The 23,882-nt window shown below is 59.7% G+C and carries 18 protein-coding genes; 6 read left to right on the top strand and 12 right to left on the bottom strand.

Annotated elements, in window-relative coordinates; translation table 11 throughout:
• Positions 1 to 221: 221 nt before the first annotated feature.
• The gene (ettA, locus tag GVN17_RS27280; protein WP_166598403.1) at positions 222 to 1,886 is read right to left on the bottom strand and encodes an energy-dependent translational throttle protein EttA; all 1,665 of its coding nucleotides are present in this window, start codon (positions 1,884 to 1,886) and stop codon (positions 222 to 224) included.
• Between the two features lie 416 nt (positions 1,887 to 2,302).
• Between ettA and GVN17_RS27285 the strand changes: the two genes are divergently transcribed.
• Both GVN17_RS27285 and glyA read left to right on the top strand, forming a co-directional pair.
• Entirely contained in the window at positions 2,303 to 6,142 is a 3,840-nt protein-coding gene (locus GVN17_RS27285) for an EAL domain-containing protein (protein WP_371928633.1), read from the top strand.
• A 256-nt stretch (positions 6,143 to 6,398) separates the two neighbouring features.
• Complete coding sequence (gene glyA, locus GVN17_RS27290; protein WP_166598404.1) at positions 6,399 to 7,652, top strand: serine hydroxymethyltransferase; 1,254 nt, start codon at positions 6,399 to 6,401, stop codon at positions 7,650 to 7,652.
• A 181-nt stretch (positions 7,653 to 7,833) separates the two neighbouring features.
• Here glyA and yjiA read toward each other — a convergent pair whose 3' ends face one another.
• The 3 genes from yjiA to GVN17_RS27305 all read right to left on the bottom strand — a co-directional run bounded on the left by yjiA (position 7,834) and on the right by GVN17_RS27305 (position 11,236).
• Positions 7,834 to 8,805: a GTPase gene (yjiA, locus tag GVN17_RS27295; protein WP_166598405.1), complete on the bottom strand. Its 972-nt coding sequence runs from the start codon at positions 8,803 to 8,805 to the stop codon at positions 7,834 to 7,836.
• Positions 8,806 to 8,942: 137 nt separating this feature from the next.
• A complete protein-coding gene (locus GVN17_RS27300; protein WP_166598406.1) occupies positions 8,943 to 9,140 on the bottom strand; it encodes a YbdD/YjiX family protein in 198 nt (65 codons plus the stop codon).
• Between the two features lie 26 nt (positions 9,141 to 9,166).
• The gene (locus GVN17_RS27305) at positions 9,167 to 11,236 is read right to left on the bottom strand and encodes a carbon starvation CstA family protein (RefSeq protein ID WP_166598407.1); all 2,070 of its coding nucleotides are present in this window, start codon (positions 11,234 to 11,236) and stop codon (positions 9,167 to 9,169) included.
• Positions 11,237 to 11,429: 193 nt separating this feature from the next.
• Between GVN17_RS27305 and GVN17_RS27310 the strand changes: the two genes are divergently transcribed.
• Entirely contained in the window at positions 11,430 to 11,798 is a 369-nt protein-coding gene (locus GVN17_RS27310; RefSeq protein ID WP_166598408.1) for a PilZ domain-containing protein, read from the top strand.
• A 157-nt stretch (positions 11,799 to 11,955) separates the two neighbouring features.
• Here the strand turns inward: GVN17_RS27310 and radA are convergent, their stop codons facing one another.
• Positions 11,956 to 13,326, bottom strand: coding sequence for a DNA repair protein RadA (radA, locus tag GVN17_RS27315; protein WP_166598409.1), 1,371 nt, complete (start codon positions 13,324 to 13,326; stop codon positions 11,956 to 11,958).
• 94 nt (positions 13,327 to 13,420) lie between these two features.
• On the bottom strand, positions 13,421 to 14,968 hold the full coding sequence (locus GVN17_RS27320) for a catalase (protein WP_166598410.1): 1,548 nt from the start codon (positions 14,966 to 14,968) through the stop codon (positions 13,421 to 13,423).
• A gap of 270 nt (positions 14,969 to 15,238) precedes the next feature.
• Here GVN17_RS27320 and mscL point away from each other — a divergent pair, with 270 nt between their 5' ends.
• The gene (gene mscL / locus GVN17_RS27325; protein WP_166598411.1) at positions 15,239 to 15,688 is read left to right on the top strand and encodes a large-conductance mechanosensitive channel protein MscL; all 450 of its coding nucleotides are present in this window, start codon (positions 15,239 to 15,241) and stop codon (positions 15,686 to 15,688) included.
• A 171-nt stretch (positions 15,689 to 15,859) separates the two neighbouring features.
• On the opposite strand, the gene GVN17_RS27330 is transcribed toward mscL, so the two are convergent.
• Positions 15,860 to 16,636, bottom strand: a complete 777-nt coding sequence (locus tag GVN17_RS27330; RefSeq protein WP_166598412.1) for a ferredoxin--NADP reductase — start codon at positions 16,634 to 16,636, stop codon at positions 15,860 to 15,862.
• Positions 16,637 to 16,996: 360 nt separating this feature from the next.
• On the opposite strand from GVN17_RS27330, the gene GVN17_RS27335 reads away from it, so the two are divergent.
• Together GVN17_RS27335 and GVN17_RS27340 are read left to right on the top strand one after the other, a co-directional pair.
• The gene (locus tag GVN17_RS27335) at positions 16,997 to 17,221 is read left to right on the top strand and encodes a helix-turn-helix transcriptional regulator (protein ID WP_256665454.1); all 225 of its coding nucleotides are present in this window, start codon (positions 16,997 to 16,999) and stop codon (positions 17,219 to 17,221) included.
• 157 nt (positions 17,222 to 17,378) lie between these two features.
• Positions 17,379 to 18,503 carry a methyltransferase gene (locus GVN17_RS27340; RefSeq protein ID WP_166598414.1) on the top strand — a complete coding sequence of 375 codons (1,125 nt, stop codon included), beginning with the start codon at positions 17,379 to 17,381 and terminating at the stop codon, positions 18,501 to 18,503.
• Between the two features lie 291 nt (positions 18,504 to 18,794).
• On the opposite strand, the gene GVN17_RS27345 is transcribed toward GVN17_RS27340, so the two are convergent.
• The 5 genes from GVN17_RS27345 to choX all read right to left on the bottom strand — a co-directional run bounded on the left by GVN17_RS27345 (position 18,795) and on the right by choX (position 23,833).
• The gene (locus tag GVN17_RS27345) at positions 18,795 to 18,962 is read right to left on the bottom strand and encodes a DUF2474 domain-containing protein (RefSeq protein ID WP_166598415.1); all 168 of its coding nucleotides are present in this window, start codon (positions 18,960 to 18,962) and stop codon (positions 18,795 to 18,797) included.
• 11 nt (positions 18,963 to 18,973) lie between these two features.
• Positions 18,974 to 19,981 carry a cytochrome d ubiquinol oxidase subunit II gene (gene cydB, locus GVN17_RS27350; protein ID WP_166598416.1) on the bottom strand — a complete coding sequence of 336 codons (1,008 nt, stop codon included), beginning with the start codon at positions 19,979 to 19,981 and terminating at the stop codon, positions 18,974 to 18,976.
• Between the two features lie 3 nt (positions 19,982 to 19,984).
• Positions 19,985 to 21,424, bottom strand: a complete 1,440-nt coding sequence (locus GVN17_RS27355; protein WP_166598417.1) for a cytochrome ubiquinol oxidase subunit I — start codon at positions 21,422 to 21,424, stop codon at positions 19,985 to 19,987.
• Between the two features lie 355 nt (positions 21,425 to 21,779).
• Entirely contained in the window at positions 21,780 to 22,715 is a 936-nt protein-coding gene (locus tag GVN17_RS27360) for an alpha/beta hydrolase (protein ID WP_166598418.1), read from the bottom strand.
• A 176-nt stretch (positions 22,716 to 22,891) separates the two neighbouring features.
• On the bottom strand, positions 22,892 to 23,833 hold the full coding sequence (gene choX / locus GVN17_RS27365; RefSeq protein WP_166598419.1) for a choline ABC transporter substrate-binding protein: 942 nt from the start codon (positions 23,831 to 23,833) through the stop codon (positions 22,892 to 22,894).
• Positions 23,834 to 23,882: the final 49 nt, after the last annotated feature.

Consider the following 23,882-nt stretch of genomic DNA (forward strand, 5'->3'; position numbering starts at 1 on the left):
AGCCATGGGCGCCGAATTACGCGGCGATGGATAACCCTGTGGGAGCGATTCATTCGCGATAAGGGCTCACAGCCGATGCGTATTTATCGTCTGGCCTATTCTTCGCGACTAATTCGCTCCCAGTGAAACCCTGGCACCTGCCGAAAAATGAGTGCCGCAGATTTTTTCCCATAAAAAACGGAGCCCGAAGGCTCCGTTTTTATGACACCGACCCCAAGGGATCAGGCCAGTTTCTTGTGTCGCACACGGTGCGGCTGGGCAGCAGCATCGCCGAGGCGTTTTTTGCGGTCGGCTTCGTACTCGGTGTAGTTACCTTCGAAGAAGACTGCTTGCGAGTCGTCTTCGTACGCCAGGATGTGAGTCGCCACACGGTCCAGGAACCACCGATCGTGAGAAATCACAATGGCGGCGCCCGGGAAGTCCAGCAGGGCTTCTTCCAGGGAACGCAGGGTTTCGACGTCGAGGTCGTTGGACGGTTCGTCGAGCAGCAGAACGTTGCCGCCCTCTTTCAGCGTCAGCGCCAAATGCAAACGACCGCGCTCACCACCGGACAGGTCCTTCACGAACTTCTGCTGATCGCCGCCCTTGAAGTTGAAACGTCCGACGTAGGTGCGCGACGGGATTTCGTAGTTGCCGATCTTGATCTGATCGGAACCGTCGGAAATCTGCGCGAACACGGTTTTGCTGCCGTCCAAATCGTCGCGGCTCTGATCGACGCACGCCAGTTGCACGGTTTCACCGATTTCGATGGAACCCGAATCCGGCTGTTCCTTGCCCATCAGCATACGGAACAGTGTCGATTTACCGGCACCGTTACCGCCGATCACGCCGACGATGGCGCCTTTGGGCATGGAGAACGACAGGTTGTCGATCAGCACGCGATCGCCGTAGCCCTTGCTGACGTTCTTGAATTCGATGACCTTGTCGCCCAGACGTGGACCGGCCGGGATGTAGATCTCGTTGGTCTCGCTGCGCTTCTGGAATTCCTGCGATTGCATTTCTTCGAAGCGTTGCAGACGGGCCTTGGATTTGGACTGACGAGCCTTGGCGCCTTTGCGCACCCACTCCAGTTCTTCCTTCATGGCTTTTTCGTGGGCCGATTGCTGCTTGGATTCCTGGGCCAGACGATCGGATTTGGCTTCCAGCCAGCCCGAATAGTTGCCCTCGTAAGGAATGCCCGCGCCGCGGTCGAGCTCCAGAATCCAGCCGGCAACGTTGTCCAGGAAGTAACGGTCGTGCGTGATCGCAACCACAGTACCCGGGAAGTCGTGCAGGAAATGTTCGAGCCAGGCAACGGAATCGGCGTCCAGGTGGTTCGTCGGTTCGTCGAGCAGCAGCATGTCAGGCGCCGACAGCAGCAGGCGGCACAGGGCCACGCGACGCTTTTCACCACCGGACAGGTGTTCGACCTTGGCATCCCAGGCGGGCAGACGCAGCGCATCGGCGGCGACTTCCAGTTGACGCTCAAGGTTATGGCCATCGCTCGCCTGAAGGATGGCTTCGAGCTTGGCCTGTTCGGCCGCGAGTTTGTCGAAGTCGGCATCCGGCTCAGCATACGCCGCGTAAACCTCGTCCAGACGCGCTTGAGCGTCCTTGATCACGCTGACGGCTTCTTCGACCACTTCACGCACGGTCTTGGTCGGGTCCAGTTGCGGCTCTTGCGGCAGGTAACCGACGTTCAGTTCCGGCATCGGGCGCGCTTCGCCGTCGAACTCGGTGTCGACCCCGGCCATGATTTTCAGCAGTGTGGATTTACCCGAGCCGTTGAGGCCGAGGACACCGATCTTGGCGCCCGGAAAGAACGACAGGGAGATGTTTTTCAGGATTTCCCGCTTCGGCGGAACAACTTTGCTCAGCCGATGCATGGTGAAGACGTATTGAGCCATGGAATGAAAACCTGGTTAGGACTGTGAAATAAAGGCGCGAGCCCGGTTTGCCGCGCAAACCCGGTGCCTCGTCGCAAAAAAAACGTTTATTTAGCGTTGCGACTTGTCGTGCGACGCATCCGGGCCTTGAATGAATAAGGCACGAACAGAAGCGTTGCGACAAAACTTCCGAGTATCGGTCGTCAAGCTGGAGCAAAGTTTGCAAGCATTGCAGCCATTTGCAGAAAACCGGCTTGCAGATTCGGGCACATCGCGCGTGGCGCAAAGCTACCCGAATGCAGTCGAGAGGGCAAACCGTGCGGGCCTTAAGGGCTGGCACTTAGCCACAACTCAGGGCATGCTAGCCGCCATTTGGGCGTCAGGCTTATAGTGCATTTCGCACACGCTGATTCAGTCCAGCAGTCAGGATCACCAGTTTGTCCACACCAACACCCACTTCCCCGTTGCGCTCACCCAAAAGCGCGACGGCCGCAGCTTTTCGAAGCTCGCCCAAAGGTGCGCTGGCAGTGCTGGTGCTGCTCATGCTCGCGCTGTTGATATGGCAACTGGTCGAACAATTTCAGCAGACTCAGGACCGCCAACGCCAGCGTAGCGTGGACTACAGCATTCAGCTGGCCGACCGTCTGAGCTTGAACATGGCGCTCAGTGCGCAGGTGGCCCTCAACATTCTGGACGACGCCAAAGGCGAACCGCCCGTGGCCGATCAACGGTCGGCAACCCTGGAACGCCTGCGCTTGGCACTGCCGGGAATGCGCAGCGTGGCGTGGCTTGATGAAGACGCCAATATTCTCAGCGACAGCGCCAACAACGGTGCAGATGTCAGTTTTTTGACTGAACAGCGCGAGCGCATCAACGGTCGCACCTATTATTACGCTGACTCACCGGACGGCTCGACGCTCTACCTGTTCGTACGCCAGCCAGGAAACCGGGAAGAATGCCATTGGGCCATCCGACTCGACCCGCAGGTGATGAAAAACCTGACTCGGCAAAGTGATCAGGATTTTCGCGCGACGTGGCGGCTTGAGAACCGCACCACCGAGCACGTCATCTATGAGGCGGAGCCTGCGGACGACAATCGGACCGACAGCGCGACCCAGACAGTCCTCCTCGAACCCCTGACCAATAGCGACTGGCAATTGCGCGGTCTGTTCGACGCCAGCAAAACCCGTCAGGCGCTGATCGCCCCGCTCGTCGCCAAATGCCTGATCGCGCTGTTGTGCTCGATCCTTCCGCTGCTGGCCCTGCGCAGCCTGCGTCGCCGCCAATTGCAATTGCACGAGAGTCGTCGCCGCTACAAGGACATCTTTGAAGGCACCGGCGTCGCGCTGTGCGTGCTGGACTTGTCCGGTCTGCCGGACTATTTGAAGCACCTGCAACTGACCACCAGCGATGAATTGCACAAACGCCTGATCAACCATCCGGACCAGTTGAGCGGCCTGTTGCATCAGCTACGCATTACCGAGGTCAACCAGGTTGCGGCCACGCTGCTCAATGCCGACTCTTCGGCGCGTGTCTGGCAGCAACTGATCGAGGGTTGCCCACGGTCGCGCAACGGCATCGGTGTGCAACTGATCAGCGCGGTGCTGGATCGCCAGCCTCAACTGGAACTGGAGATTGTGCTGCCCAACGCCGATGGCCAGGATCATCACCTCTGGCTGGTGGTTCGGTTGCCCGAGCAGCCAGAGGACTTCAACGCCGTCATCCTGAACATCAACGACATCACCAACCGCAAACAGACCGAGCTGGCGCTGCTGGAGCGCGAAAGCTTCTGGTCGGACGTGGTGCGCACGGTTCCCGATCACCTCTACGTGCAGGACGTCGTCAGCCGTCGCATGATCTACAGCAACCACCATCTGGGCCAGACCCTGGGCTACAGCAAGGAAGACTTGCAGCAGATGGGCGAGTATTTCTGGGAAATTCTGCTGCACCCTGATGACGCCGACCCTTATGAACAACTGCGCCTGACCCGCACTGAAGAAGGCCGTCGAGACCTCACGGAATGCCAGTTGCGCTTCCGGGATCGCCAAGGTCGCTGGCGGCGCTTTGATATCCGCGAACAAGCCCTGGCGCCAGACCAGAATGGTCGTGTGACGCGCATCATCGGCGTCGCCAAGGACATCACCGAACAGATCGAGGCCAGCCAGTCTCTGCGTGACAGCGAACAGCGCTATCGCATGCTCGCGGAAAGCATCAGCGACGTGATTTTCTCCACCAATCAGAAGCTGCGCCCCAATTACGTCAGCCCGTCGGTCAACGCCGTGTTGGGCTACAGCGCCGACTGGATTCTGCAGAACGGCTGGAATTCGATCATCGCCAACCCTCAACAACTGGCGAGTCTTCAGGCCCTGCTGAACCGCATCGGCAAGGCGCTCAACAAGCCCGAGACACTGACAGAGCTGCGCAACGAAGTGACCACGCAGTTGTATCTGTTCGACTGTCTGCGGGCCGATGGGCGCAAGATTCCGGTCGAGTTGCGTCTGGTGTTGTTGTGGGACGAGGCCGGTGCCTTCGAAGGCATTCTCGGCGTAGGCCGTGACATCAGTCAGCAGCGCCGGGCGGAAAAAGACCTGCGCATGGCGGCGACGGTGTTCGAACACTCGACCTCGGCGATCCTGATCACCGACCCTGCGGGCTACATCGTGCAGGCCAACGACGCATTCAGTCGGGTCAGCGGGTATGCCGTTTCCCAGGTACTCGATCAACTGCCGATGATGCTGACCGTCGAGGACCAACAGGAAGCCCACATGGGCTATATCCTCAAGCAACTGCATCAGCGCGGCAGTTGGGAGGGTGAACTGTGGCTGAAACGTCGGGACGGCGAACATTATCCCGCTTGGGTCGGCATCACGGCCGTGTTCGACGACGAAGGTGACCTCGCCAGCTACGTGTGTTTCTTCAGCGACATCAGCGAGCGCAAGGCCAGCGAGCAGCGCATTCATCGCCTCGCGTATTACGACGCCCTGACGCACTTGCCGAACCGGACGCTGTTCCAGGACCGTCTGCACACCGCCTTGCAGCATGCCGAGCGCCAGCACGCCTGGGTCGTGCTGATGTTTCTCGACCTGGATCGCTTCAAACCCATCAACGACTCCCTGGGTCACGCCGCCGGGGACCGCATGCTCAAGGAAATGGCCGCGCGGCTGCTGGGGTGCGTCGCCGAAGACGACACGGTGGCGCGCATGGGCGGGGACGAATTCACGTTGCTGCTGCAACCCGGCGCCACGCAGCAGGCGGCGCTGACCCGCGCCATCCATGTGGCCGAACAGATCCTCGCCAGTCTGGTGAAGCCCTTCGTACTGGAAGGCCGCGAGTTCTTCGTCACGGCCAGTATCGGCATTGCCCTGAGTCCTCAGGATGGCAATGAGCTGAGCCAGTTGATGAAGAACGCCGACACCGCGATGTATCACGCCAAGGAGCGCGGCAAGAACAACTTCCAGTTCTATCAGGCGGACATGAACGCCAGCGCTCTGGAGCGCCTGGAGCTGGAAAGCGACCTGCGCCATGCGCTGGAGCAGGAAGAGTTCACGCTGTATTACCAGCCGCAGTTCAGTGGCGACGGCAAGCGTCTGACCGGGACCGAAGCCCTGCTCCGCTGGCGCCACCCGACCCGCGGATTGGTGCCGCCCGGCGATTTCATTCCGGTGCTCGAAGAACTGGGGCTGGTGGTCGAAGTCGGCGAATGGGTCATCAAAGAAGCCTGTCGCCAATTGCGCGAATGGCACCTGGCGAAAGTCCGCGTGCCGAAAGTCTCGGTCAACATTTCCGCACGTCAGTTCTCCGATGGACAGCTCGGCATGCGCATCGCCAACATCCTTCAGGAGACCGGCCTGTCCCCGGCCTGTCTGGAGCTTGAGCTGACGGAAAGCATCCTGATGCGCGAGGTCAGCGAGGCCATGCAGATTCTCGCCGGGCTCAAGCGTCTGGGCCTGAGCATTGCGGTGGACGATTTTGGCACCGGCTACTCGTCCTTGAACTACCTCAAGCAGTTCCCGATCGATGTGCTGAAAATCGACCGCACGTTCGTTGACGGCTTGCCCTCGGGTGAACAAGACGCGCAGATCGCCCGCGCCATCATCGCGATGGCCCACAGCCTCAACCTGGCGGTGATCGCAGAGGGCGTGGAAACCTACGAGCAGTTGGAGTTCTTGCGCGAGCATGGCTGTGATGAGGTGCAAGGCTACCTGTTCGGCCGCCCGATGCCTCCCGCGCGGTTCGAAGCCCAGTTCAGCAATGACGCGCTCTTCATGCTGGACTAGAAGCAGCCGCGAGCTTTGAGCTGCAAGCTGCGAGCAGAAGCAGGCCTGCGGTGCTCGCACTATATGGCTTGAAGGTCGGAGCAAATAAAAGCACATGGCAAAAACAGAAGCCGTTACGCGATCAGCTTGAGGCTTGAGGCTCAAAGCTCGAAGCTGTAATCCGCTCATCTGCCGCATGACCGCCTTTCATATGCCAGATAAAACGCGATGTTGTAGAATGCCCCCCTTTTCTACTGCCCGATCCCCGAGGACCGCCATGTTCAGCCGTAATTTGACTATCGCCAAGTACGACTCCGACCTGTATGCCGCTATGGAACAAGAAGCCAAGCGCCAGGAAGAGCACATCGAGCTGATCGCCTCGGAAAACTACACCAGCCCGGCTGTCATGGAAGCCCAAGGCTCGGTGCTGACCAACAAATACGCCGAAGGCTACCCAGGCAAGCGTTACTACGGTGGTTGCGAGTACGTCGACATCGTCGAGCAACTGGCCATCGACCGCGCCAAGGAGCTGTTCGGCGCTGATTACGCCAACGTCCAGCCGCACGCCGGTTCGCAGGCCAACAGCGCCGTTTACCTGGCCCTGCTGAACGCTGGTGACACCATTCTGGGCATGAGCCTGGCCCACGGCGGTCACCTGACCCACGGTGCCAGCGTTTCGTCCTCCGGCAAACTGTACAACGCCGTTCAATACGGCATCGACGGCAACGGCCTGATCGACTACGACGAAGTCGAGCGTCTGGCGGTCGAGCACAAGCCAAAAATGATCGTGGCCGGTTTCTCGGCTTACTCGCAGGTGCTGGATTTCCCGCGTTTCCGCGCTATCGCTGACAAAGTCGGCGCCTACCTGTTCGTCGACATGGCCCACGTGGCCGGTCTGGTCGCAGCGGGCGTCTACCCTAACCCGGTTCCATTCGCTGACGTCGTGACCACCACCACCCACAAGACCCTGCGCGGTCCACGTGGCGGCCTGATCCTGGCGCGCGCCAATGCCGACATCGAGAAGAAGCTGAACTCTGCTGTCTTCCCAGGCGGTCAAGGCGGTCCTCTGGAGCACGTCATCGCGGCTAAAGCGATCTGCTTCAAGGAAGCACTGCAGCCTGAGTTCAAGGCTTACCAGCAACAAGTGGTGAAAAACGCCAAGGCCATGGCCGCTGTGTTCATCGAGCGCGGTTTTGACGTGGTGTCCGGCGGGACCGAGAACCACCTGTTCCTGCTGTCCCTGATCAAGCAGGACATCTCCGGTAAAGACGCTGACGCTGCGTTGGGTCGTGCGTTCATCACCGTGAACAAGAACTCCGTGCCGAACGATCCACGCTCCCCGTTCGTCACCTCCGGTCTGCGCTTCGGCACCCCGGCTGTGACCACTCGCGGCTTCAAGGAAGCAGAGTGCAAGGAACTGGCAGGCTGGATCTGCGACATTCTGGCTGACCTGAACAACGAAGCCGTAATCGACGGCGTTCGCGAGAAAGTCAAAGCCATCTGCGCCAAGCTGCCGGTTTACGGCGCTTGATAGCGGTTGCTTGATGTGAAAAAGCCCGGCGCTTGAGCCGGGCTTTTTTATGTCTGACGGTCGGCGATCAAACCTGTGGGAGCGACTTCATTCGCGATTGGACGGTACATCCAATACACATCTATCGGCTGTAAGACCGAATCGCGAATGAATTTGCTCCCACAGGGTTCGGCGTACTGCCTTATTGCGCCGCGACCTTCGCAAACCCTTCCCGAATCTTGTCTTCTGGCAGATCGTCGGCAATGAACACGATCACGCTCTCACGCTTCTCGTCCGTGCCCCACTCCACGTCGAAATCAAAACCATAGAGCTTGAGCACGCCCTGAAACACCAGCTTGCGGTCTTCACCGGCGATATTCAGCACGCCTTTGTAACGCAGCAATTGCTTGCCGTGCTCTTCCAGCAGGTCGTTCATGAAGGTGCTGAGCTTGTCGATGTCCAGCGCTTTGTCGCTGCGCAAGACCAGACTGCTGATGCGGTCGATGCCACGACCTGCGGGGGCTGCCGGGCGCAGGACCATGCCGCCGACGTCGGCGTTCAGGTTGAAACCGCGCACATCCAGCAGTTCGGCCAGATCGATCTTGCCGTGCTCGACCACGCGAATCGGCGCCCGGCGGTTGATACGGGTCAGCCGCTCGCTCAGGGCTTTGAACGTGGCCGCGTCCACCAGATCGGTCTTGCTCACCAGCAGACGGTCGGCAAAGCCGATCTGGGCCTGGGCGATGGTCTGTTCCAGATGGGTGTCGGCGTGAGCCGCGTCCACCAGCGTGATGATGCCGTCGAGGATGTAACGCTCACGCAGTTCTTCGTCGATGAAGAAAGTCTGTGCGACCGGCGCCGGGTCAGCGAGGCCGGTGCATTCGATCACCAGACGGTCGAACTTGATCTCGCCGCTGTCCAGTCGCTCCAGCAGCAAAACCAGCGCTTTGGTCAGGTCGGTGTGGATGGTGCAGCACACGCAGCCGTTGGACAGGGTCATCACCTGCACCGGCTCGCTGCCGAGCAACTGGGTGTCGACCCCGGCATCGCTGAATTCGTTTTCAATCACGGCGATTTTCAAGCCGTGCTCTTCCTTGAGCAGGTGACGCAGCAACGTGGTCTTGCCCGCGCCGAGGAAACCGCTCAGAACGGTGACGGGGATGGGTGTGAACACAAAAATCTCCAGCACAAAAATGACTGTAGGAGTGAGCTTGCTCGCAATGGCATTGTGTCAGATACATCAACGTGTCTGGCACAACATCATCGCGAGCAAACTCACTCCTACAAGGAACGTGTTAATCGATCAGCGGATCAACAACACTTAGGCCCGCCCTTACCACCGTAACGCGCGTCCTGGCGTTCCCGAAAGAACGCCTCGTACGACATCACCGGTTTGTCGGGGTGGGTGTTCTGCATATGCTCGACATAGTTGTCGTAGTCCGGCATGCCGACCATCAAGCGCGCAGCCTGACCCAGATATTTACCCAGACGACTCAGGTCATTGAACATGTGCAGCTCCTCGCCTCACAGCGTACTCAATGGGTTTTAGGGAAGGCCTGAAACGGCGCTTCCTTGTCGGTACGCTCTTTCTTGACCCACGCTTCGCGACCGACTTTGATCGCGTAGAACAGGATACTCAACACCACGAACAGGAACAGCGAGGTCAGCGCCGCGTTGGTGTACGCGTTGAAGATCACGTGCTGCATCTGCTCGACGCTTTTCGCCGGGGCGAGAATCTGGCCTGCATCTGCCGCTGCACTGTATTTCTTGGCCAGGGCCAGGAAACCAACGGCAGGGCTCGGGTCGAACAGCTTGATGAAGCCTGCGGTCACGGTGCAGATCAGCAGCCAAGAGGCTGGCAGGATGGTCACCCAGACGTATTGCTGACGTTTCATTTTGATCAGCACGACTGTCGCCAACATCAGCGCAATCCCGGCCAGCATCTGGTTAGAGATGCCGAACAGCGGCCACAAGGTGTTGATGCCACCCAGCGGATCGATCACGCCTTGATACAGCAGGTAACCCCACAAGGCCACGCAGCCACCGGTGCCGATGGCGTTGGCGGTCCAGGACTCGGTGCGTTTCAGTGCGGGCACGAAGCTGCCCAGCAGGTCTTGCAGCATGAAGCGTCCGGCACGGGTACCGGCATCGACAGCGGTCAGGATGAACAGCGCTTCGAACAGAATCGCGAAGTGGTACCAGAACGCCATGGTGTTCTGGCCCGGGAACGCCTGGTGCAGGATCTGCGCGATACCCACGGCCAATGTTGGCGCGCCACCGGCACGGGCCAGGATGGTGTTCTCGCCGATGTCTTTGGCGGTCGCCACCAGTTGATCCGGTGTGATCACGAAGCCCCAACTGCTCACCATTTGCGCGACAGCGTTGACGTCACTGCCAACGATGGCGGCCGGGCTGTTCATGGCGAAGTACACGCCTGGCTCGATGACCGAGGCAGCGACCATGGCCATGATGGCCACGAACGACTCCATCAGCATGCCGCCGTAGCCGATGTAACGGGCATTGACTTCGTTATCCAGCAGCTTCGGCGTGGTGCCCGAAGAGATCAGCGCGTGGAAGCCCGACACGGCGCCACACGCGATGGTGATGAACAGGAACGGGAACAGGGTGCCTTTCCAGACCGGGCCGGTGCCGTCAGTGAACTGGGTCAAGGCCGGCATTTTCAGCTCAGGCGCGAGAATCAGGATGCCGATGGCCAGCGCGATGATGGTGCCGATTTTCAGGAAAGTGGACAGGTAGTCGCGCGGGGCGAGGACCAGCCAGACCGGCAACATCGCCGCAACAAAACCGTAGCCCACCAGCATCCAGGTGATCTGCACGCCGGTGAAGGTGAACAGCGGCGCCCACTCAGGGCTGGCCGCCACCTGACCGCCGACCCAGATCGACAGCAGCAACAGCACAACGCCGACGATGGAGATTTCACCGATGCGGCCCGGGCGAATGAACCGCATGTAGACGCCCATGAACATCGCGATCGGGATCGTCGCCATGACCGTGAACATGCCCCAAGGGCTTTCGGCCAAGGCTTTCACCACGATCAGCGCCAGCACCGCGAGGATGATGATCATGATCAAGAAGCAGCCGAACAAGGCGATGGTGCCGGGGATACGGCCCATTTCCTCGCGGACCATGTCGCCGAGCGACCGGCCATTACGGCGTGTGGACAGGAACAGGATCATGAAATCCTGCACCGCACCGGCCAGGACCACACCGGCGATCAGCCAGAGGGTGCCGGGCAGGTAGCCCATTTGCGCCGCCAGCACCGGACCGACGAGCGGACCTGCGCCTGCAATGGCTGCAAAATGGTGACCGAAAAGGATGTGTTTGTTGGTCGGAACGTAGTCCAGACCGTCGTTGTTCAGCACCGCAGGGGTGGCCCGAGTCGGGTCCAGCTGCATGACGCGGCTGGCGATGAACAAACTGTAGTAGCGATAAGCGACCAGATAGATGGCGACCGCGGCGACCACGATCCAGAGTGCGTTGATTGCTTCTCCCCGACGCAATGCAACCACTCCAAGGGCCCAGGCCCCGAGAATCGCAACGATCAGCCAGGGCACATGGCGCAGCAGACTATTATTATTTTTCATTTTTGAGTTCCAGCAGAGTGGACGTGTTTTGAGCAGCACCCAGAGTTTAGCGCTGCTGGAGCGAAAGGCCACCCCCCACGATGGTCTAGCGCGGGATTTGGCCTATAGTCAGAGCAGCTGTCGCCCTCGGGGCGGAATGATCGGCGCTCGGGTCCACGAAACCTGGCCGCCAGAGCCTAGGAGAAGTCGCGTCATGACAGATGCCCACGAAGACCGTCGACGTTTTAAACGTATCTCGTTCGATGCCAAGACCGAACTGACCCAAGGCCCGAAAAGCTGGCCGGTGCACCTGATCGACCTGTCGCTCAAAGGGCTGCTCATCGAACGGCCATCGCCGTGGCAGGGCAATCCGGACGAGCCATTCATTGTCGACATTCACCTCAACGTCGATATCGATGTGCGAATGGAAGTGCGGCTGACCCACGACGACCACAATCATCTGGGGTTCGTGTGTGAGCACATCGGGCTGGATTCGGTGACGCATTTACGGCGGCTGATCGAGCTGAACCTGGCGGATCATGCTGAACTGGAGCGGGAATTGGCGGCGTTGATTAAAGTGTGACGCTGCCAGACCTGAATAACCTTGAACCCTGTGGGAGCGAATTCATTCGCGATTGGTCGGTACATTCGACACATTTCTATCGATTGCACTGGTGTCTCGCGAATGAATTCGCTCCCATAGGTATTACGTACGTCTGACGAGCTGGATTGATCGTCCTTTATTCCTCAAACAACGCATCCAACGCCTGATCCAACCGGGTCACGCCGATCACGGTCAGCCCCGGTGGCGATTCTTTTGGGGCATTGCCTTTCGGCACGATGGCGCGTTTGAAGCCATGCTTGGCCGCTTCCTTTAAACGCTCCTGGCCGCTCGGCACAGGCCGCACTTCGCCCGACAGCCCCACTTCCCCGAACACCAGCAAATCCCCCGGCAAGGCCCGATTGCGAAGACTCGACATCACCGCGGCCATCAACGCGAGGTCCGATGCCGTTTCCAGCACTTTCACCCCGCCCACCACGTTGAGAAAAACGTCCTGATCGTGCGTAGGAATTCCGCCGTGACGATGCAGGACCGCCAACAGCATCGCCAGCCGGTTCTGATCCAGCCCCAACGTCACGCGACGCGGATTGGAGAGGTGACTGTCATCCACCAGCGCCTGCACCTCGACCAGCATCGGGCGAGTGCCTTCCCACGTCGCCATGACCACACTGCCTGCGACCGCTTCCTGCGCGCGGGTCAGAAAAATCGCTGACGGGTTCGAGACTTCTTTCAGACCCTTGTCGGTCATGCCGAACACGCCCAGCTCGTTGACGGCGCCGAAACGGTTTTTCACCGCCCGCAGCAAACGCAAACGTCCGTCCGATTCGCCCTCGAAATACAGCACGGTGTCGACCATGTGTTCGAGGACGCGAGGGCCGGCCAGTGCGCCCTCTTTGGTCACGTGGCCGACGAGAAAGATCGCCGTCCCGCTCTGTTTCGCGTAACGCACCAGCAGCGCCGCGCTTTCCCGCACCTGTGCCACGCCGCCGGGTGCGGATTGCAGCTGCTCGGTGAAGATGGTCTGGATCGAGTCGATCACCATGACCTTCGGCTGTTCGACGCGGGCCGTGGCGATGATGGTTTCGATGGAGGTTTCGGTCATGACCCGCAGCTTGTCCTGGGGCAGGCTCAAACGGCGGGCGCGCATGGCGACCTGTTGTTGCGATTCCTCGCCGGTGACGTACAGCGCGGGCATGCGCTCGGCGATGGCGCAGAGGGTTTGCAGCAGGATCGTCGACTTACCGATGCCGGGGTCGCCACCGATCAACACCACTGAGCCGTCCACCAGACCGCCGCCGAGCACGCGGTCGAGTTCGGCTGAATTGGTGGAAAAACGGGGAATCTCTTCAACGCTGACTTCGGCGAGGGTCTTGATCTGTGCCTGCTGCCCGGCCCAGCCGCCACGGCCCGCTGGCGCCGCCGCGCCGCCGCTTTCGATCATGGTTTCGGTCAGCGTATTCCAGGCGCCGCATTCGCCGCATTGCCCGGCCCATTTGGGAAAGGTCGCGCCGCACTCGGTGCAGCCATACATGCGTTTGGCCTTGGCCATAACCCCTCCCGATGATCAAAAGTCGGCAATCATAACGCAGTTTGTGAGCCCCGAGACGTTGCTGATCGGGGACGTAGTGCCCCCGATTCGCAGGTCAGTCCGAGAGCTGGGCGGCCAGACGTTTGACGTGGACAAGATCGCCCCGCGCCACCTTGGTCACCCCTTTGCCGTAAGATGGATCGGCCTTGTACAAGAAGGAAAGGATGATGTGCTTGCTCACTTCATCGGCAGTGGCCAGTGAAGCACCGAAGCTCTGGATCAGGTCCTTGCGCTCCTGCTTGCTGAACGAGCGGTAAAGCTCACCGGCCTGTTTGAAGTTCTGTTCGCGCTGGATGCGCGCTTGTTGGGTCGTGCCTTCAAGCGGCAACTGGCTGTAGCGCGCCTCGGGCAGTTCCTGACGAAGATGCAGACGGCTTGGCTGATAATTCACACCGGAAATGGTTCGGCCGCTGTTGAGGGCGCCGTCCTGATTGCCATTATTGACCCGAACCCTCGGCGCATTGACGGGCAGCTGACGTGCGTTCGCCCCCAAGCGATGGAGTTGGGTATCAGCGTAGGAAAATACTCTTCCCTGCAGTAGGCGATCTTCCGATGGTTCGATGCCCGGCACTAGGTTCGACGGCGCCAAGGCGACCTGTTCGGTCTCCTGAAACACATTGCTTGGGTTGCGGTTCAGCACCATTTGCCCAACTTTGCGGGCGGGAACGGCGGGCCAGATTTTGGTCGCGTCGAGGGGGTCGAAATCGAACGTTGGCAAGTCTTCAGGCTTGAGTACCTGCACGTACAGGTCCCATTTCGGGTGATTGCCCTGGCGGATCTGGCTCACCAGATCACGGGTCATGTGACTGAAGTCGCTTGCCTGAACCTTGGCGCTTTCAGCGGGCCTGAGATTCTTGATGCCTTGCAGGCTTTTCCACTGAAACTTCACGTAATGCACCTGGCCGCTCGCGTTGACCAGCTTGTAGGCATGCACGCTGTTGCCGTCCATCTCCCGGTAGCTCGCCGGCGTACCGTAGTTGGAATACAGCTCAGTCAGAGTCCGTGTGGCCTCGGGCACGTGAGACAGGAAGTCGAAGCGTCGGGCATCGTTGTCCAGATTGTTTCGGGGGTCAGGTTTGAAGGCGTGGACCATGTCCGGAAACTTGATCGCGTCGCGGATGAAAAAGGTCGGGAGGTTGTTACCGACCAAGTCCCAGTTGCCTTCGCGGGTGTAGAACCGGGTAGCGAAGCCTCTTGGGTCGCGCAGAGTTTCGGGCGAGTGATTGCCGTGCACCACGGAAGAAAAACGCACGAACACCGGGGTGACTTCGCCCCTCTGGAATACCTGGGCCTTGCTCAAGTCACCGAGATCGTCCGTCACGGTGAACTCGCCGTAAGCCCCGGTTCCGCGTGCATGAACGACACGCTCCGGGATGCGCTCGCGGTCAAAGCGCTGCAGCTTCTGAATCAATTGGACGTCTTGCAATAAAACCGGGCCGGTGGGGCCTGCGGTTTGCGAATTCTGGTTGTCACCGACGGCCGCGCCGTTATCACGGGTGAGGGTGTGAGCCGAGGCGGAGACTGAGACCAAAAACAGGCTAGTGGCGATAAGGGACAGACGGGTCGTTTTCGACAATGCGGTTGAAACAATCGAGGCTGGCATAGATTCACTTCCATTTGGGTTTTCTGAGCGCATTCATGGGCGCCCTAGAAGGCTAAAGCACCTCCCATCGATTAAGGCGCAATCGTCACTCGCAGAAATGAATATGGAAAATTCTCTTAAAATCAGCAACTTACAAACACAGGACCCTTGAATCGACACTTTCGGCAAAACTAACGCGACCAGAACCGGTCGATTGAATGGATTACGCGAGATGCAGGTAGCTGACATACACTGCATTCACCACCCTCATCTGTAACAAAGGAATACACCATGAGCGTACTAAGCGAGTTCAAAGCCTTTGCCGTCAAAGGAAACGTGGTCGATATGGCCGTCGGTATCATTATTGGCGCGGCATTCGGCAAGATCGTTTCGTCGTTCGTCGGCGATGTAATCATGCCGCCCCTGGGGCTGCTGATTGGCGGCGTGGACTTCAGTGACCTGGCGATCACCCTCAGAGGTGCCGAGGGCACGGCGCCAGCGGTAGTGCTGGCTTACGGCAAATTCATTCAGACCGTGATCGATTTCATCATCGTGGCGTTTGCAATCTTCATGGGCGTGAAGGCCATCAACCGCCTGAAACGTGAAGAAGCCAAGGCCCCTTCGGTTCCGCCTGCGCCTACCCCACAGGAAACCCTGTTGACCGAGATTCGTGACCTGCTGAAAGAGCAGAACAACAAGCCTGCCGCGCCACTGCCGGTGAATCCTGATCGGTTGGTTTAACCCCTCAACATTGCCTGACATCGGTCACACAACCTGCTGAATCATCTGTGGGAGCGAATTCATTCGCGAGACGTGGGTACAAACGATGGAATTTCATCGGCTGATACACCGCATCGCGAATAAATTCGCTCCCACAAAATATCGTTCGCCTCAAAGACCGTGCGTACATCCCTACCAATAATTCTCCACCGCCACCTGCCCCGGCTTGCGGGTCAGGGCCAGGCGCATGTCGCGGGTTTTGAGCAAGGCGCGGGTGTCGTCGATCATCTGTGGGTTGCCGCAGATCATCACCCGTGAATGTTCAGGCGACAGCTCGACCCCCGCCGCCTTTTCCAGCTCACCGTTTTCGATCAGCGTCGTGATCCGGCCATTGAGCGCGCCGGGATGCGCTTCACGCGTCACCGTGGCGATGAACTGAAACTTGTGGGCGTACTCGGCCAGGTATTCCCGTTGAGTGAGTTCGGCGATCAGTTCCTGATACGCCAGCTCTGCGGCCTCACGCACGCTGTACACCAGTATGATGCGCTCGAACTTTTCCCACACTTCGAAGTTCTGCAGGATCGACAGAAACGGCGCCACGCCCGTGCCCGTCGAGAGCATCCAGAGGTCCCGGCCATCGTTGAAGCGATCCAGCGTCAGGAAGCCCGTCGCCTGCTTTTCAACCATGAGCGTGTCGCCCTCGCGCAACCGGCTCAGCTCGCTGGTGAACTCGCCACCGGGCACGACGATGGAAAAGAATTCGAGAAACTCGTCGAAGGGCGACGACACCACCGAATACGCCCGCCACACCGTGCTGCCGTCCGCCTTTGTCACGCCCAGACGTGCGAATTGTCCTGCGACGAAGCGAAAACCCGGATCGCGCGTCGTGCGCAGGGTGAACAGGCTGGGGGTCAAGGGGGTCACGTCGAGCAGCGTCTGCCGGGTGAATTTCTCTGCACTGGCGGTCATGGGCGCTCCTGGCTCCTGTCACTCAATCAAGTGCGCCCAGTTTCCCGCAAACCGGCCTCGATAAACACCGTGGGTTTGTAGTGGTATCCCGCTCGGCGCCACCCGAAGCGTTTTAGAGCATTTCGCGATGGGGGTTATCGCGGTCAGCGCTCAGAACAGAGGGCGGGCAACGCGTAACCGGTTGATTGCACATGCGTTGCCAAATCCGCCAAAAGAAGAAGCGCTCCCCACTCGTCAGCCTCACGCCCGAGGGTAGAAATCACCTAAGGATTCCTTACCTAGACTCCCATTAAAACGGCATTCAATTTTGATCGGTCATGGAGGCTTGTGATGGAACACTTGAGACTGGACCTTATACAGATGAGCAAAGCCGTCGCTTTGCTGCACAGCGGATTAACGCTTAGGGAAATCGAAGTCCTCAAATGGTCGGCAGAAGGCAAGACCGCAGCCGAAGTCGCGATGATTCTGGACGTCAAAATCCGCACCGTGAATTTCCACATTGGTAGCGCGATTCGAAAAATGGGGGTCAGCAACAAGACCTCGGCGGTGGTTCAAGCCGCTCTGCATGGGGTATTTCAGTCGTGAGGCGCCCGATACCCACTCGGTTTTACTGAAAAGGCCGGGTGCCAGGCCGCGAGAAAAACACGTAAAATCGCGGCTTTCGCGAGTCAGGTGGCAATGGTGCATCGGTCACCTGCGCTTCGCCGCCCATCGCGTGCCAACGAACGGAAATTCCCAGCACATGCCCCTGCTTACCACGCCTTTCGCCCAGCTCGACCTGATTCGCCAGCCGGAGCAGTCGGATGAACCGCTGCAGGCGTTCGACGCTGCTGACGAATACTTGCTCAACCACCTTGCCGAGCATGGCCTGACGCTGCAAACCCGCGTGCTGATCCTCAACGACAACTTTGGCGCACTGGCCGCCAGCCTGGCGCCCCACGCGGCAGTGTTCAGCAGCACGGATTCATTCCTCGGCGTACAGGCGCTGGAAAAGAACCTTGTGCGCAATGGTCAGGCCTACGACGCCGTGCCGGTGATTCCAGCCAGTGAACCGCTGCAAGGCCCGTTCGACTGGGTGCTGATCCGCGTCCCGAAAACCCTGGCTTTGCTGGAGGAACAACTGATTCGCCTGCAAGGCCAACTGGCGCCGGACGCCAAGGTAGTGGCTGCAGGCATGATCAAGCACTTGCCGCGCTCGGCGGGTGAGCTCATGGAGGATTACATCGGGCCGGTGCAGGCGTCGTTGGCGGTGAAGAAGGCGCGCCTGCTGTTCTGCGCACCCGAGCCGAAAGGCTTTCAGCCCTCCCCGTTCCCGACCCGCTACACGCTGGACGAACCGAAGATCGAACTGATCAACCACGCCAACGTGTTCTGCCGCGACGGTCTGGACATCGGCACCCGCGCCTTCTTGCCTTACCTGCCGACCGGCCTCGGTTCGGCTCGCGTGGCGGACCTCGGCTGCGGCAACGGCGTGTTGGCGATTGCCAGTGCGCTGGCCAACCCCGACGCGCAGTACACGCTGGTGGATGAGTCGTTCATGGCGGTGCAGTCCGCGCAGGAAAACTGGCAACTGGCGTTGGCTGAGCGTGAGGTGGAGATTCGTGCCGCTGACGGCCTCGCAGGGCAGGAACCGGATTCGCTGGACGTGGTGCTGTGCAATCCGCCGTTTCACCAGCAGCAGGTGGTGGGGGATTTTCTGGCCTGGCGCATGTTTCAGCAGGCGCGTTCGGCGCTGGTCACCGGCGGCGCGCTGTACATCGTCGGCAACCGGCATTTGGGGTATCACGCCAAGCTGGCGCGACTGTTTCGGGGCGTGGAACAGGTGGCGGCTACGCCGAAGTTCGTGATTCTCAAGGCCCGGAAGTAAACAATCGGCCTTGGTGATCGCCCTCCTCGCGGATGATCGCCCCCTCCTGTAGGAGCGAATTCATTCGCGAGAGGCCCGTTCGGTCGATGAAGCTGCGTTGACTGACCCACCTTCGCGAATGAATTCGCTCCCACAGTTGAAACAGCGTCAGACCCGAATTTTGCGGTGTTCCCCGAACACCTGTGGGAGCGAATTTATTCGCGAAACGGTATTCCTGACGACACATTTCAGCGTCCGCACGGCCCTTTCGCGAATGGATTCGCTCCCACAGGTTGAAGAGGCGCGACTGATCTAATGGGTTTTCATCCCCGCCGCCGTCATGAACATCCGCAACAACGTGGCGACGATGAACAGCGCCAGCACGCTTCCTGACCAAATCACCACCAGCCAGCCCACTCGCTGCCAGAGCGGCTTTTTCTCCGCCCCGTCGTCTTCCCCCAGAGACCCCTTGGTGCTCATCGTCATGCCCCTTAGTGGTAGCCGTCTTCGTGGGTGACCTTGCCGCGGAATACGTAGTAGCTCCAGAAGGTGTACCCGAGGATAAACGGCAGGATGAACAGCGTGCCCACCAGAATGAAGCCCTGGCTTTGCGGTGGCGAGGCAGCGTCCCAGATCGAGATCGACGGCGGGATGATGTTTGGCCACAGGCTGATACCGAGCCCGCTGTAGCCAAGGAAGATCAGCACCAGCGTCAGCAGGAACGGCGTGTAATGCGCGTTGCGTTCCACCGCCTTGAACAGCCCGTACATCGTCACCAGCACCAACGCCGGAACCGGCATGAACCAGATCAGGTTCGAAGGGCTGAACCAGCGGTCAGCGATTTCGTGGTGTGCCAACGGCGTCCACAGACTGACGATCCCCATCACCACCAGGGTTGCCAGTGCCAGCGGTCGCGCCAGATCGTGCATCGCCTTTTGCAAGGGCCCTTCGGTTTTCATGATCAGCCAAGTGCAGCCAAGCAGGGCGTAGGCCACGATCAGCGCCAGGCCGCAGAACAGCGAAAACGGCGTCAACCAGTCCAGCCCGCCGCCCGCATAGGCGCGGTTGACCACCGGAATCCCGTCGATGAACGCGCCCAGCGCCACGCCCTGGAAGAACGTCGCCACCAGCGAGCCGCCAATGAACGCTTTGTCCCAAAGATGGCGTTTGGCGTCGGTCGCCTTGAAGCGAAACTCGAAGGCCACACCGCGAAAAATCAGCCCGATAAGCATCAGGATCAGCGGCAGGTACAAGGCCTCCAATACGACCGAATAGGCCAGTGGAAACGCACCAAACAATCCTGCGCCGCCCAGTACCAGCCAGGTCTCGTTGCCGTCCCAGACCGGCGCAACGGTGTTCATCATCACGTCGCGGTCGGTCTTGTCCTTCATGAAGGGAAAGAGAATCCCGATACCCAGATCGAAGCCGTCCATGACGACGTACATCATGATGCCGAAGATGATGATCACGGCCCAGATCAGTGGAAGATCGATACCCATGGCTCAGTTCCCTTCCCGCAGGCTGTCTTTGTGGCCTTCTTCGCTGCCTTCGTCGGCGGCGGAGAGAGGACGTGCTGGAGTGCGTTTCTGGCCGGGGCCACCGTGTGGCGTGTCGGCGCTTTCATGGGTCTTCGGCCCTTTGCGCACGAGGCGCATCATGTAGCCAAAGCCGGTGCCGAACAGCATGAAATACACTACGACGAACAGCACCAGGGTCAGGGTCAACTGCCCCACGCTGTGGTTAGACGAGGCGTTGGCGGTGCGCATCAGCCCGTAGACCACCCAGGGCTGGCGACCGATTTCCGTGGTGAACCAGCCCGCGAGCATCGCGATCAGCCCGGCAGGCCCCATGCACATCACGAGCCGCAGAAACAGGCGATTGGTGTACAGCCCGCCACGCCAGCGCAGCCAGGCGCTCCACAGGCCGACGAAGATCATCAGCATGCCCAGCGCCACCATCACCCGGAACGACCAGAAGACGATCAGCGAATTGGGGCGGTCCTCAGGCGGGAACGACTTCAGCGCCGGGATCTGTTTGTCCAGGCTGTGGGTCAGGATCAGGCTGCCGAGGTACGGAATCTCGATGGCGTATTTGGTGCGCTCTTCTTTCATGTCCGGAATGCCGAACAGGATGAGCGGCGTCGGCTCGTTGCCCACGTTTTCCCAATGTCCTTCGATGGCCGCGATCTTGGCAGGCTGGTGCTCCAGCGTGTTCAAGCCATGGGCATCGCCCACCACTGCTTGAATCGGCGCCACGATCAGCGCCATCCACATCGCCATCGACAGCATCCGGCGGATGGCCGGGTTGTCACGGCCGCGCAGCAAATGCCAGGCGGCCGATGCGCCAACGAAGAAGGCAGTCGCGACGAACGCTGCAATGGCCATGTGCATGAGGCGATAGGGGAATGACGGGTTGAAGATCACCGCAAGCCAGTCCACCGGAATCACCCGGCCATCGACGATTTCGAAGCCCTGCGGGGTTTGCATCCAGCTGTTGGAGGCGAGAATCCAGAAGGTGGAAATCAGCGTGCCAATGGCCACCATCACGGTCGCAAAGAAATGCAGGCCACGGCCAACGCGGTTCCAACCAAACAGCATCACGCCCAGGAAACCGGCTTCGAGGAAGAAGGCGGTCAGCACTTCATAGGTCAGCAACGGCCCGGTGATCGCGCCAGCGAAATCAGAGAATCGGCTCCAGTTGGTGCCGAATTCGTACGCCATGACCAGCCCGGAGACCACGCCCATGCCAAAGTTGACGGCAAATATCTTCGACCAGAAATGGTAGAGGTCTCGGTAGGTGTCATCGTGGGTCTTGAGCCACAAACCTTCGAGCACCGCGAGGAAACTCGCCAGACCGATGGTGATGGCAGGGAACAGGATGTGGAACGAAACAGTGAACGCAAACTGAATTCGGGCGAGATCGAGTGCCTCTAAACCGAACATAGGTCTTCCTCTAATCAGGTGAAACCGGCTGCAGACACACGGGGCCTTCAGCGACTGCCCCCACGGTGTATTGAGTACGACGGCGTGCCGTTGTTCTTTTTGATTTCGCGCCCAGGCAAACGACCACGCGGGAGTGATGTCAAGCCGCCCGGTCAATCGCTGGAGTGTGAGAAATTGATTCAGGTCAGCCGACGCTGAAAGAGTAGTCCCATTTCGGCACATGCTCCGCGTGGTCATTTGTCGCGTGACGAGTTGCCTCACCCGGGAGGGCAGTGCAGAAGGGGAGAAAGCGGATCAGACGCGGGATAAATGTGCTTTCGCATCTGCGCGGCGCAGGCCGTGAGAGTGCAGGAGTTCACAACGAACGACGCAAAAACCCCAACAGCGCGCTGACCAACCGTCGATACAGCGCGTCCACTTCCGCCACCTGCCCCTTGCCCCGCAGGCTGCCGTGCACGAGCCCCAGTCCCGGGTCGAACTCGGTAGCAACGCCTGCTTCGCGCAAGGCCCGTTCGTAACACACGCCGTCGTCGCGCAAGGGGTCGAACTGGGCGACGGCAATGAACGCTGGCGCCAGGCCACGGAAGTCCGTCGCATTGAGGGGCATTGCATACGGTGAACGTTCGCCCTCGCTCAAATACAACTGCCGGTAAAACCCCAGATCCACTGTACTGAGCAACGGCGCATCGAAACATTCCGTGCGCGATGGGAGGTCGTCGGCCCCGCCCAGTCCTGGGTAAATCAGGGTTTGCCCTACGGGCTGCCGCTGTCCCGAATCGCGCAGGGCCAGGCACACGGCCGCGGCGAGATTTCCCCCAGCGCTGTCTCCGGCAATGGCGATGCGCTGAGGATCGATGTCCAGCCGTTGGGCCTGAATCTGCAAAGCGTGCCAGACCTCCAGGCAATCCTCGAAACCGGCCGGGAACGGGTGCTCGGGGGCCAACCGATAATCGACCGCGATGACCACCGCGTTGAGGTCAACCGCCAAGGTCGCAGTCAGAAAATCATGGGAATCCAGATCCCCGACCACCCAGCCCCCGCCGTGCAGGTACATGACACATGGGGCGGGATGTTCGACAGAAATGCGATGGGGCCGGTAACAGCGCACGTCCACCCCGGCCAGCTGGAAATCCTTGACCTCAAGGTCGGCCGGACGGGTGGGGGTGAAGGCCTCGCACATGCGCGAGTAGGCGCGGCGTTGAGCGGGAATTTCCAGCGAGTCGACGCTGAAACTCAGGGTCTTCTCAATGAAGAGGGCCATTTCTGGCGAGAGGGGATATTCAGTAGGCATCCGCGGCTCCAGCCCGTCTGACGCCGGGGGACAGGGTTGGTATGAACACAAAACCTGTAGGAGCGAATTCATTCGCGATTGGCCAGTACATCCAACGCATTTTCATGGGATGGACGGCCACATCGCGAATGAATTCGCTCCTACAGGGTGACATCAACAGCGCCGACTCACTGCGCTTACTTGTTGACAGCCACTTGCACAGCCGCCGCTGCGTCTTTGCCGTCAAACGTGGTCACGCCATCCAGCCAGCGCTTGGTGTCTTCCGGGTGATCCTTGAGCCAGGCCTTGGCGACGTCGTTCGGGGCCTTGCGGTCCATGATCGGCACCATCATCTGGCTTTCCTGCGCCGCGGTGAATTTCAGGTTGCTCATCAGCTTGTTGACGTTCGGGCAACGGGTCGCGTAATCCGGCGCAGTCACGACGGAGACTGTCGCTGCACCTTCGTTCGGGCCGAACACATCTTCACTGCCGGTCAGGTACGCGATCTTCATGTTGATGTTCATCGGGTGCGGAGTCCAACCCACGAACACCACCCACTCCTTGCGATCCACGGCGCGTTTCACAGCGGCTAGCATCCCGGCTTCGCCCGATTCAACCAGCTGGAAACCTTTGAGGCCGAACTGGTCCTTTTCGATCATGCCCTTGATGTTGGCATTGGCACCGGTGCCTGGCTCGATCCCGTAAATCTTGCCGCCAAGCTTGTCCTTGAATTTGGCGATGTCTGCGAACGTTTTCAGGCCCGCGTCCGCTTCGAATTGCGGCACGGCCAGCGTGGCCTGGGCATCGTTCATGCTCGGGGTGTCGAACACCTTGACCTGATTGGCGGACACGAAGGGTGCAATGTTCTTGTCCATCGCCGGTTTCCAGTAACCCAGGAACACGTCAAGACGGTCATCACGCAAACCGCCGAAAACGATCTGTTGCGCGGCACTGGTTTGCTTCACGTCGTAACCCAAGTTCTGCAGCAACACTTCAGCCACCGCGCTGGTCGCGATCACGTCAGTCCAGTTGACCACGCCCATCCGCACGTTCTGACACTTGGCTGGCTCGGCCGCCATCAAAGCCGTGCTGCTCAGCATCAACACACCACAACTGATCTGACGAATAAACTTCTTCATGCGTGCTCCTCGGGTCGGCTCGTTATTTTTAATCAGCTCTTTTTGGCAG

The sequence above is a fragment of the Pseudomonas sp. SLFW genome (assembly GCF_009905615.1).
GTDB lineage: Bacteria > Pseudomonadota > Gammaproteobacteria > Pseudomonadales > Pseudomonadaceae > Aquipseudomonas > Aquipseudomonas bambusae.